General features: G+C 64.4%; 11 protein-coding genes, 1 pseudogene and 1 riboswitch. Of the genes and pseudogenes, 8 read left to right on the plus strand and 4 right to left on the minus strand.

Going from position 1 to position 10,260, the window contains the following annotated elements; translation table 11 throughout:
• The 3 genes from VN419_RS13305 to VN419_RS13315 all read right to left on the minus strand — a co-directional run.
• The coding region (locus VN419_RS13305) for an NAD(P)/FAD-dependent oxidoreductase (RefSeq protein WP_325647702.1) at positions 1 to 612 on the minus strand (612 nt) is incomplete at its 3' end.
• Between the two features lie 42 nt (positions 613 to 654).
• Positions 655 to 1,476 carry an HD domain-containing protein gene (locus VN419_RS13310; protein ID WP_325647703.1) on the minus strand — a complete coding sequence of 274 codons (822 nt, stop codon included), beginning with the start codon at positions 1,474 to 1,476 and terminating at the stop codon, positions 655 to 657.
• Between the two features lie 5 nt (positions 1,477 to 1,481).
• On the minus strand, positions 1,482 to 1,793 hold the full coding sequence (locus tag VN419_RS13315) for an SHOCT domain-containing protein (protein WP_325647704.1): 312 nt from the start codon (positions 1,791 to 1,793) through the stop codon (positions 1,482 to 1,484).
• Between the two features lie 165 nt (positions 1,794 to 1,958).
• Here VN419_RS13315 and VN419_RS13320 point away from each other — a divergent pair, with 165 nt between their 5' ends.
• From VN419_RS13320 to VN419_RS13335, 4 genes are all read left to right on the plus strand, one after another.
• Positions 1,959 to 2,354: a response regulator gene (locus VN419_RS13320; protein ID WP_325647705.1), complete on the plus strand. Its 396-nt coding sequence runs from the start codon at positions 1,959 to 1,961 to the stop codon at positions 2,352 to 2,354.
• Between the two features lie 18 nt (positions 2,355 to 2,372).
• The gene (locus VN419_RS13325) at positions 2,373 to 3,395 is read left to right on the plus strand and encodes a Tim44 domain-containing protein (RefSeq protein ID WP_325647706.1); all 1,023 of its coding nucleotides are present in this window, start codon (positions 2,373 to 2,375) and stop codon (positions 3,393 to 3,395) included.
• Positions 3,396 to 3,477: 82 nt separating this feature from the next.
• The gene (locus VN419_RS13330; protein ID WP_325647707.1) at positions 3,478 to 5,214 is read left to right on the plus strand and encodes a YcaO-like family protein; all 1,737 of its coding nucleotides are present in this window, start codon (positions 3,478 to 3,480) and stop codon (positions 5,212 to 5,214) included.
• A 156-nt stretch (positions 5,215 to 5,370) separates the two neighbouring features.
• Positions 5,371 to 5,688, plus strand: coding sequence for a TusE/DsrC/DsvC family sulfur relay protein (locus tag VN419_RS13335; RefSeq protein WP_325647708.1), 318 nt, complete (start codon positions 5,371 to 5,373; stop codon positions 5,686 to 5,688).
• 101 nt (positions 5,689 to 5,789) lie between these two features.
• On the opposite strand, the gene thiC is transcribed toward VN419_RS13335, so the two are convergent.
• Entirely contained in the window at positions 5,790 to 7,070 is a 1,281-nt protein-coding gene (thiC, locus tag VN419_RS13340; protein WP_325647709.1) for a phosphomethylpyrimidine synthase ThiC, read from the minus strand.
• Positions 7,071 to 7,141: 71 nt separating this feature from the next.
• Positions 7,142 to 7,253: riboswitch (TPP riboswitch) on the minus strand.
• Positions 7,254 to 7,424: 171 nt separating this feature from the next.
• Between thiC and rpmE the strand changes: the two genes are divergently transcribed.
• From rpmE to VN419_RS13360, 4 genes and pseudogenes are all read left to right on the plus strand, one after another.
• Complete coding sequence (gene rpmE / locus VN419_RS13345) at positions 7,425 to 7,643, plus strand: 50S ribosomal protein L31 (RefSeq protein WP_325647710.1); 219 nt, start codon at positions 7,425 to 7,427, stop codon at positions 7,641 to 7,643.
• Positions 7,644 to 7,926: 283 nt separating this feature from the next.
• Positions 7,927 to 8,805: a DUF1385 domain-containing protein gene (locus VN419_RS13350; protein ID WP_414652935.1), complete on the plus strand. Its 879-nt coding sequence runs from the start codon at positions 7,927 to 7,929 to the stop codon at positions 8,803 to 8,805.
• Positions 8,805 to 9,878 carry a peptide chain release factor 1 gene (gene prfA, locus VN419_RS13355; RefSeq protein WP_325647712.1) on the plus strand — a complete coding sequence of 358 codons (1,074 nt, stop codon included), beginning with the start codon at positions 8,805 to 8,807 and terminating at the stop codon, positions 9,876 to 9,878. Before VN419_RS13350 ends, prfA begins: the two co-directional genes overlap by 1 nt.
• 3 nt (positions 9,879 to 9,881) lie before the next feature.
• Positions 9,882 to 10,260: pseudogene (locus tag VN419_RS13360) on the plus strand (hypothetical protein); the annotation flags it as partial.

The raw sequence follows: 10,260 nt of genomic DNA on the forward strand, positions 1-10,260 counted from the left end.
CTGGATGGCCTTGACCTTGGCTCCTTCGTGGAGGATGGCGCCGCTTTGGGCCAGCTTGTCCTTCAGCGCGGGGGAGACTTCGAGCTTATCGGTGACGAGATGCACGTTTCTGGCCAGGGAGAGCAGGGTGAGGGCGCCACCGGCCGCGGCGCTCTGCCCGCCCACCACGGCTACGTCCTCGCCACGGAAGAAGCCGCCGTCGCAGTCCACGCAGTAGGAAACCCCCCGTCCGAGCAGTTCCTTTTCGCCGGGCACGCTCAGCTTGTTGCGCGTGGTGCCTGTGGCGATGATGAGGGTGCGGGCGCTCAGAATCATGCCGCTCTCGGTCTCGATGTCGAAGAGCCTGCCGACGGGCGTGATCCGCAGAGCATCTTCTTCGAGCACCTCGGTGCCGAAGCTCTTGGCCTGGGAGAGGCCTGTGGTGAGCATTTCCTCACCGCTGGTCTTGAACATGCCCATGAAGTTTTCCACGTGGGCCCAGAACAGACTGCTCTTGTTCAGGCGGCCCAGCATGAGCACGCTGGTCTTCTTGCGCGAGGCGTGGATGGCTGCCTGAATGCCCGCAGGGCCGCAGCCGAGGATGACGACGTCGAAGATGGGCTTCTGGTCCATGATGAGCCTCCTGACTGCTTTGGGGTGGATCAGGAGAAGATGTTAAGCATGGTCCAGGCGTTGGGCAAGGTCTGTGTTGATCTGAGCGTGGAAGCCGTCGATTTTCTCGTCCCTGGGCAGGGTGGCGAAAAGGGTTTCCAGGTAGCCGCGTTCCTTCAGCAGGCGGCAGGAGGCGCGGAAGTTCATGTCGTACAGCCAGCCGATGGTCATGAGCTTGAAGTCGTTGATGTAGACGATGGTGCGGTAGTCGCCGCGTTCGCGTCTGCACAGGGCGTCGAGCACGGACGGGGTATACGTGTCCGGAGCGTCGACGACGTTCAGGGCCACTTCCGGGTGCTTGGGGTTTTTCTGGGCGAAGTGGGCGATCATGACGGAGTAGATGTCCAGCTTGTCGCTGTCGCGCACCACACGGGCCGCGTCGCGCAGCGCGGACGAGGCAATGGGCGGCAGGGAGCGCTTGTTGTGCAGATACACCGCGCCAAGGGTCAGGCGGCGGATGCGCGCGGGCACGCCGCCGAGCAGCTTCTCGCGCAGGATGTGGGCCACGCTCAAGGCTGCGTGGTTGGCCGAATCCGCATCGCGGAAGGTTCGATACTGCCTGTACTGGGGGAAGCGGCCCACATCGTGCAGCTGTGCGCCCAGGCGCGCGGCCAGGGCAACCTCACGCGGCAAGGCCTCTTCTGCGCAGATTGTTTCCGCCAGGCCGAGCACGCGCTTGGTGTGCGCCATCTTGAGCGTGTAAGCGAAGCCGTCGCCCTGGTCGTCGAGGAAGGGCAAGGCAAAGGCTTCGAAGCGCTGGCCCACCAGGCGCACAAGAGCCTCGTCCGGCTGCGCTGTGACCAACGGTTCGTCGCTACATGGCATGCTGCTTATCGGTCGATGGAGCGCTTTTTCAGCTCATACAGCTGCTTGTTGATGCGCCCCGCACGGTAGTCGGAATCCAGTTCCGCATGCTCGCGGCGGCGGTTCTCCTCGGCCTCGCGCTCTAGCTCCTTGTCGCGCCATATGCCCTTAGGGCCATAGAGAAAGCGCAGGAACAGGCAGATGGCCGCCAGGATGGCAAAGGAGAAGGCATAGGTGGCCAGGCTGGTCTCCCAGTCGCCGGCGACGCCGGAATTGAACGGCCAGCCGCGCCATTTGGAGGGTAGGTCGGTTTGGGCCGAGATGTTCAAGTAGGACATGAAGCTTGGGCCTCCAGGAAAGGGTATGGGCGGGAGCTGACTCCGGCCTCGCGGCAGAGATACGTCTCCTGGCGGCATCTTGCAAGGGCGGCCGCGCAATGCCGTAGCCGGGGCGATTGTCTCTTGGCGGAAGTTGAGGTAAGGAAACAGTGAAGGGAGATATCCATGCGCATACTCATTGCCGAAGACGACAGCACAAGCGCGCGCTACATGTCGGGCCTGCTGGCCCGCTTTGGCGAATGCGTGGTGGTCGAAGACGGCGAACTCGCCCTTGCCGCGTACAAGGCCGCCCTGGAGGAAGGCAAGCCCTTTCAGCTCATTTGCCTGGACATCATGATGCCCAGGAAGAACGGGCAGGAAGTGCTGGAAGACATCCGCCAGTTGGAGCGGGCTGCGGACATGAAGCCCGGCCAGGGCGTCAAGATCATCATGACCACTGCCCTGGGCGATGTGCGCTCGGTCATGAGCGCCTACAAGGGCGGGGCCACGGCCTACATCACCAAACCAATCCTGACGGAACGTCTCTACGAGACAATTTGCAGCCTCGGCTTCGAGGTTTGAACAAAGGACTGCAAGCTCATGAAAAAGCCCCCCAAGACCCTTTCCGCCGTGCTGGCGGTTTTTCTCGCCTGTTCCCTCATGGCCGAAGCCGCCTTCGCCAAACGCATGGGCAGCGGCGGCAACCTTGGCGGACGCAGCACGTATTCCCGCAGCTACACGCCTTCAAGCCCCACGCCCTATGCGCCCAGCAGCCCCGCGTCGCCCACCGCCCCGGCGCAGACGGCGCGGCCCACGACCCAGCAACAGACGGCCACGCCCATGGCCCAGCCGCAGTCGCCGGGCATGTTCTCGCGCTTTGGCTGGGGGCTTGGGGGCTTCATGGCCGGCGGTCTGCTCGGCTCCATGCTCTTTGGCCGCGGCGGTGGCTGGGGTGCCGGCGGCGGCATGGGCATGCTCGACATCCTGCTCATCGGTCTTGTGGCCTTTTTGGCCTATAAGCTGTTCCGCCGCTGGTCCGACTCCCGGAACGCCTCCGGCGGCATGACTCCTCCGCAGGCGCCTGGAGCCGATCCGCGCGGCGACGCGCCCGGCCCGGACCCCCGCTCCCGCGCGGAACAGAGCTGGGACCACCTGCGCTCCAATGGCGGCCAGACCGCTGCCGCCAGCCCCACCGGAGGCTTCGGCGTTACGCCGCAAGCCGAAGAAATCGCTGGACCCGTGGTGCCGGAGGGCTTCAACGTGCCGGAGTTTCTTGAGGGCTCCAAGACTGTGTATGCGCGCCTGCAGCACTCCTGGGACCGCCGCGACCTGAACGACATCGCGCTCTTCACCACGCCGGAGGTCCTGGCCGAGATCCGCCGCCAGGCCGCCGCCGACCCCGCGCCTTCCAAGACCGAGCTGTTGCTGGTCAACGCCAAGCTCTTGGAATTCCGCGAGGAGGACAAGGACACCGTGGCCACGGTGCTCTTCGACGTGCTCATGCGCGAAGATGCGAGCGAGGAGCGGCCCAAGCAGATCCGCGAGGTCTGGCACTTCTCGCGCCCCACCGCGGACCTCTCGGCCAACTGGCGGCTTGAGGGCATCCAGCAGCTGGAAGCCTAGCCCGCGTACCAAACACTTACGACTTGAAGCCCGCCTGAGGCTCGGAAGATCCGTTCCGGGCCTCTTGGTGCAAGGAGCACCCATGCTGAAGCTTACGGATTGTTTCAAGGTCTACACCACGGACCAGGACAAGGCCGCGCCCCCGGCGGAGACCGTGGCCAGGGTCAAGGCCCGGTTGGAGGCGAAGTGCCCCGGCGTGCTGGAGGAAACCAAACGCGTGGACACCGGCCGCCTGGGCATTCCCGTGTTCTTGAGCATCTGCGGACCGGAGGCGCGGGCGGTGATGCCCACGCGCAAGCAGATGGGCAAAGGCGCCAGCCCGGAGCAGGCCGAGGCCTCGGCCCTTATGGAGCTTGTGGAGCGTTTCAGCTACTTCAGCTTCTGGGCCGATGAGACCAATTTCACCTTGGCCACCTGGAGCGAGGCTGAGAAGCTCTTTGGCTCGCAACTGGTGGACATGGCCCAGATCTGCCAGTCCGTGGATGACGACCTGACGCAGGACGACGCCCGGCGGCTTATGGACCTTGTGCGCTGGCGCTTTTGCCCGGTGCTGAACGTGGCCACGGGCGAAACCTGCGTACTGCCGCTGGACTGGTTCAAGACCCTGAACGAGTTCAACGGTTCCTCCGCCGGCAACACGCCGGAGGAGTCCATCCTCCAGGGCGGCTGCGAACTGGTGGAGCGCCACGTGTCGGCCCTCATCGACCGCACGTCGCCGGAGCTTCCCACCATCAGCCAGGACACCCTGGACGACCCGGTGTTGAAGGATTTGTGCGAGCGCTTCCGCAAGAACGGCATCATGCTGCTCCTGAAGGACTTCAGCCTGGGCATGCCGGTGCCCACGGTGGGTGCGCTTGCTTTTGATCCCAAGACCTTCCCGACTTTGAGCGAGATCGTCTACACCGCGGGCACGGCAGCCAATCCGGTCAAGGCGGCGGTGCGTGCCGTGACGGAGATCGCCCAGCTTGCGGGAGACTTCGAGACCGCGCGCGTGTACGAGGCTTCGGGCCTGCGCAAATTTACCGATCCCGGCCAGTTCGCCTGGCTGACACAAGGCCCGGTGGTGGACCTGGACAGCCTGCCCAACGTGGAGGACCAGAACATCCGCGTGGAGCTCGCCCGCTTGGCCGACGGCCTCACGGCCAAGGGCTACACCCTGTACACGGTGCCAACAACCCGCGCCGACCTGGATGTGCCCGCAAACTACAACCTTGTGCCGGGCTTCGACTTCCGCGAGCGTACGGTCAATCGCAGCCTGGGCCTTTTCGTGGGGCGCAAGCTGGCCGAAGAGGCACCGGACGACGAGGCCATGACCGGCCTGGACATTCTGGCCACTGTGGTGCCGAACGGCTACTACCTGCCTTTCTTCCAGGCCCTGTTCGCCCTGCGCCTGGGCGAGATCAAGGCCGCCGCAGCGCTCTTCGCCAAGGCCGAACCGCTCCAGCCCGGAGTGGAGGAGCGCGCCCTGTGCGCCTTCTACCAGGCGTACGCTCTGTCTCAGGAGAGTTCCTGGGAGGCGGCCATGCCCCACCTGGACCGGGCCATAGGCCTGGATGCCGAGGTGAAGGAATACTTCAACCTGCGCGGAGTGGGGCGCTTCAAGGCCGGGAACTATCCCCAGGCCAAGGAGGACTTCCACGCCGTGCTGACCCTGGACAACGGCTCGGCCCCGGATTTGGCGAACCTCGGCTTGTGCCACAAGTTCATGGGCGAACTGGACGACGCGCGCGAGTATCTGGAGTCGGCCTTGAAGCTCGATCCGAGCCTGGAGTACGCGCGCATACACCTGGAAGAATTGCGCCAGGGAGCTGAAGAATAAAAATCCTCCTCAAAGGCGGATATACTCCCGGACCGTATTGACCGGGGCAGGGAAATCATTTAGTTGCTCTCTAACGCATACGGGCTGCGGCCTTTGCGACCAAGCATACTTAAACGGCTGAGGCTTTATCCATAAGATCCTAGAGGAGGACGACGAATGGCTATTCTTGAGTACAAGGGCAAAAAGTTTGAGGTTGACGAGGACGGCTTTCTGCTGAAGTTCGAGGACTGGAACCCGGAGTGGGTTGAGTTCGTGAAGGAGAGCGAAGGCATCGCCGTCATCTCCGAGAACCACCAGAAGGTCATCGACTTCCTGCAGGACTACTACAAGAAGAACGGCATCGCCCCCATGGTGCGCATCCTGTCCAAGGTGACCGGATACAAGCTGAAGGAAATCTACGAGCTGTTCCCCTCCGGCCCCGGCAAGGGCGCCTGCAAAATGGCTGGCCTGCCCAAGCCCACCGGCTGCGTGTAAGCCTCCATTTCATCGAATGCAAAGAGGCGGGAGCTTTGGCCCCCGCCTCTTTTTTTTCGCCCGCCGCCTTAAGGAGGCGGGCGTTTCTGTTTCGTCCGGCTCTACTTCTGTTCCGGTTCGGCCATGCGGATGGCGCAGAACTTGCCGCACATGCCGCATTCCTTGCCGTGCTCCGTGCCCTGGGAACGCTGGCGCACCAGGCAGGGGTCAAGGGCCGCGTCGGCCATGCCCTTCCAGTCGAGCTTGAGGCGCGCGTCGCACATGGCGGCCTCGCGGTTCAAGGCCCAGGGGCGGCCAAGGGCGGTTTCGCCCGCCTGGGCGGCGATGCGCGAGGCCAGCACGCCCTCGTGCACGTCCTTGGCGTCGGGCAGGCAGAGGTGCTCGGCCGGGGTGAGGTAGCAGAGGAAGTCCGCGCCGTATTGCGCGGCCAGAGCCCCGCCGATGGCTCCGGCGATGTGGTCGCGCCCGGCGGCGGTGTCCGTCACCAGAGGGCCCAGCACGTAGAGCGGAGCGCCGAAGGTGGCGCGCTTGATGCCTTGGATCTGCGCCTGGACAAGGTGCAGGGGCACGTGGCCCGGGCCCTCGATCATTACCTGCACGCCAGCGGCCCAGGCCCGCTTGGCCAGAACTCCCAGGGTCAGCACCTCCTCCCACTGGGCTGGATCGCCCGCGTCCACGCCGCCGCCGGGGCGCAGGCCGTCGCCCAGGCTGATGACCACGTTGTGCTTGCGGCACAGGGTGAGCAGTTCGTCATAGTGGGTGAGCAGGGGGTTTTCCTGCCCGGTGCGGCGCATCCAGCGAGCCAGAATGGCCCCCCCGCGCGAAACGATTCCGAGCTTGCGCGAACCGTCCTGGGCCAGTTCGGCCCCGCGTTTGGTGAGGCCACAGTGCAGCGTCATGAAGTCCACGCCCTGCTCGGCCTGCTTGGCCACCTCGGCCAGAAGCTCCCGGGGCTCGAAGCCAGCCGGGTCGCGGCCGGACTCGGTGCACTGCTGGGCCACGGCGTAGATGGGCACGGTGCCAAGCGGCAGGGGGCTTCTGTCCAGCATGCTCTTGCGGATGCCGTCCAGGTCCCCGGCGGTGGAGAGGTCCATGACCGCGTCGGCTCCGGCGGTCTCGGCCACCTGCAGCTTGTCGGCCTCGGTACCCATGTCGCTCGTGATGGGCGAGGTGCCGATGTTGGCGTTGACCTTGACGCGCGCGGGCTGTCCGATGAGCGTGGCCCGTACCTTGGCGTGGCGCGGGTTGCCCAAGAGGGTCAGGCTGCCCTGGTCGATGCGCGCGCGGATGTCGGCCTCGCTCATGTGCTCGTATGCCATGAGTTCCGGCAGGTTTTGGGCCAGCATTTCGGCCAGGGCGGGGTTGGCGCTCAGGATGGACATGACGCACTCCTTGTTTTGCCCGCGTGCGGGCGGTTCAAACAGGGACATGCGTGGGGGAGGGGGAGGCCGCAAAACCAGCCTGGTCCATTTCCTCCAACGGCATGACCCGTATCAGGTTCCACGGTCGGCCCCGGTTTCAGAGACCCTCTCAGCCCGGTTCCCCGGACCCCCGTATGGTTGTGTGCTGGCAATGAACGAGCTTTCTTGCTAGCGTCAGCGCCAGGGGAAGTCAACAGCCGCGCCCTGCGGGGTATTTCGACCCGGCCGGGAAAATGTGCATTCCGCCCCTTGCCATCCGCCTGCATCGGGCGTATATGGCGCTTCTTCAAGTGAACACTGAGCACGGAGATTGCCATGAAAAAAGATATTCATCCCAATGTGAACGATGCCAAAGTGCGCTGCAACTGCGGCTATGAAACCGCCATGCTGACCACCAAAGGCAAGGAAGTGACCGTGGAAATCTGTTCCAACTGTCATCCTTTCTACACGGGCAAGCAGCGCTTCGTGGATACCGCCGGCCGCATCGACCGCTTCCGCAAGAAGTACGCCGCCGTCGCCGACGCCAAGAAGTAGCGCACCAGCGCACGCATAGGAATGCCTCTGTTGGGTTCGCCAATGGAGGCATTCTTGTTTCCTTTCGACCGGTTTCCGCCTGCGCGATTTGTCCGGCCCTCAGGCCGCGGCTTTACTTCGCTGAAACCGGCCTTATCTGGAAGGGGCCTGCCGGGCGTTCCGGCTGGCGGTTTATTGGCCCTAGCCCCTTGACCATCCAGAGGTTGCCCCCTTGAGACGCGCCCTGCTTCCTTTTCTTTCCGCCGCACCCACTGTGGGCGGCCAGGCTGTCATTGAAGGCGTGATGATGCGCTCCAAAAACCGCCTGGCAATCGCCGTGCGCAAGCCCGACGGGGAAATCCTTGTCGAGGTGCGCCCCTGGTTCTCCCTCACCAACGCCGCCATCCTGCGCAAACCGTTTCTGCGCGGCTTTCCAGTGCTCATGGAGACCCTGGTCAACGGCATCAAGGCCCTGAACTTTTCGGCCATGCAGAGCGCGGAGGACGAGGAGGGCGAGAGCGAACTCACCCCCTGGCACCTGGTGCTGACCATGATCGTGGCCCTGGGCGTCGCCTTGGGGCTCTTCGTCGTGGTGCCGCACGCGCTTTCAGCCCTCATGCAGTGGCTGGGCCTTTCCGGCGATGTGGAGTCCTTGAGTTTCAACGCCTGGGACGGCCTGTACAAGATGGTGGTCTTCGTGGGCTACATAGGCATCATCTCCTTCGTGCCGGACATCCGCCGCGTGTTCCAGTACCACGGGGCCGAGCACAAGGTCATTTGGAACTTCGAAAACGGCGACGAGATGACCGTGGCCAACGCGCGCGCCAACAGCCGCCTGCATCCGCGCTGCGGCACGTCGTTTCTGCTGTTCGTGCTCGCGGTGAGCATTCTGCTGCACACCGTTCTGGTGCCCGTGCTTTTGTCCTTCTACAAGCCGGAAATCGCCATCCTGAAGCACCTGTATATTGTCGCGGCCAAGCTGATCTTTATGATTCCCGTGAGCTGCGTGGCTTATGAGATCATCCGCTTTGCCGGTAAATTCAATTCCAACGTGCTCTGCCGCATGCTGTGCTGGCCCGGGCTTGTTCTCCAGATGCTCACCACCAAGGAGCCGGACGACAGCCAGATCGAGGTCGCCATGGCCGCGTTGAAGTGCGCAGTGGGAGAAGAGGGGAGCTGCTGATGTTCGCCAAGCTCGAAGAGATCGAACACAGCTTCGAGGACCTTGAGAAGGAACTCGGGGCGCCGGAAGTCCTGGCCGACCAGGAACGCTACCGCAAGGTGGCCAAGAGCCACGCCGATCTCGGCGTCATCGTCAAGGCCTTCCGCGAGTTCAAGCGCCTGTCGCAGGAACTGGAGGGCAACCGCGAGCTCCTGAAGGACGCCGATCCCGAGATGCGCGAGATGGCCGAGGCCGAGACCGAGGGCCTCAAGACGCGCCTGGAGGAACTGGACACGGAGCTGAAGCTGCTGCTCCTGCCCAAGGATCCCCTCGACGACAAGAACAGCATCCTGGAAATCCGTGCGGGCACCGGCGGCGACGAGGCCGCGCTCTTTTGCGCCGATTTGTTCCGCATGTATTCGCGCTACGCCGAGCGAGTGGGCTGGAAGGTGGAACTCCTTGACGCCAGCCCCACCGACACTGGCGGCTACAAGGAAGTCATCGCCTCCATCTCTGGGGAGCGTGTGTTCAGCAAGCTCAAATGGGAATCCGGCACGCACCGCGTGCAACGCGTTCCCGCCACCGAGGCCCAGGGGCGCATCCACACCTCCGCCGTCACTGTGGCCATCATGCCCGAGGCGGAAGAGGTGGACGTGAACATCCGCAGCGAGGATCTGCGCATCGACGTGTTCCGCGCCAGCGGCGCGGGCGGCCAGCACGTCAACCGGACGGAATCCGCCGTGCGCATCACGCACATTCCTTCCGGCCTGGTGGTGCAGTGTCAGGACGAGAAGTCGCAGCACAAGAACAAGGCCAAGGCCATGAAGGTGCTGCTCTCGCGTCTGCTTGACCAGGAGCAGCAGAAGGCCAAGGCCGTGGAGACGGACATCCGCCGCGCCCAGGTGGGCTCCGGCGACCGCTCCGAGCGCATCCGCACCTACAATTTTCCCCAGGGCCGCGTGACGGACCACCGCATCAACCTCACCCTGTACAAGCTGGACGCGGTGATGGAAGGCGATTGCGGCGACCTGATCCAGTCCCTGACCAGCCACTACCAGACCGAGGCCTTGAAGCTCCAGGCTTCAGGCAGCTAAGCCATGAGCGAGGAGCGCCGCCCCTCGACTTTCTCCGCCGTGCGCGACCTGCTGGCCAAGCACGACCAGCGCCAGCGCCCCGGCACCGTGGGCGAGGCCGTGCTTCTGGCCGAGAAGGAACTGGCCGCCGCTGGCGTGGATTCCCCGCGCCTGTCCGCCGAGCTTCTGGCCGCCCAGGCCTTCGGCCTTTCGCGCCTGGGGCTCATTGTGCGGGCCAAGGACAAGCCCACGGACGAGCAGCAGAGCGCGTTCCGCGCCCTGGTGGCCCGCCGCGCCAAGGGCGAACCCGCTGCCTACATTCTGGGCGAGCGCGAGTTCTTCGGCCTGCCCTTTCATGTTGCGCCCGCCGTGCTCATCCCCCGCCCGGAAACGGAATGCATCG

The sequence above is a fragment of the Humidesulfovibrio sp. genome, assembly GCF_035560995.1.
Lineage (GTDB): Bacteria > Desulfobacterota > Desulfovibrionia > Desulfovibrionales > Desulfovibrionaceae > Humidesulfovibrio.

Bases quoted from the DNA above. Each gene is read 5' to 3' on its own strand.
- VN419_RS13310 (WP_325647703.1), bottom strand. From the start codon at position 1,476: ATGCCATGTAGCGACGAACCGTTGGTCACAGCGCAGCCGGACGAGGCT.
- VN419_RS13315 (WP_325647704.1), bottom strand. From the start codon at position 1,793: ATGTCCTACTTGAACATCTCGGCCCAAACCGACCTACCCTCCAAATGG.
- VN419_RS13320 (WP_325647705.1), top strand. From the start codon at position 1,959: ATGCGCATACTCATTGCCGAAGACGACAGCACAAGCGCGCGCTACATG.
- VN419_RS13325 (WP_325647706.1), top strand. From the start codon at position 2,373: ATGAAAAAGCCCCCCAAGACCCTTTCCGCCGTGCTGGCGGTTTTTCTC.
- VN419_RS13330 (WP_325647707.1), top strand. From the start codon at position 3,478: ATGCTGAAGCTTACGGATTGTTTCAAGGTCTACACCACGGACCAGGAC.
- VN419_RS13335 (WP_325647708.1), top strand. From the start codon at position 5,371: ATGGCTATTCTTGAGTACAAGGGCAAAAAGTTTGAGGTTGACGAGGAC.
- thiC (WP_325647709.1), bottom strand. From the start codon at position 7,070: ATGTCCATCCTGAGCGCCAACCCCGCCCTGGCCGAAATGCTGGCCCAA.
- rpmE (WP_325647710.1), top strand. From the start codon at position 7,425: ATGAAAAAAGATATTCATCCCAATGTGAACGATGCCAAAGTGCGCTGC.
- VN419_RS13350 (WP_414652935.1), top strand. From the start codon at position 7,927: ATGATGCGCTCCAAAAACCGCCTGGCAATCGCCGTGCGCAAGCCCGAC.
- prfA (WP_325647712.1), top strand. From the start codon at position 8,805: ATGTTCGCCAAGCTCGAAGAGATCGAACACAGCTTCGAGGACCTTGAG.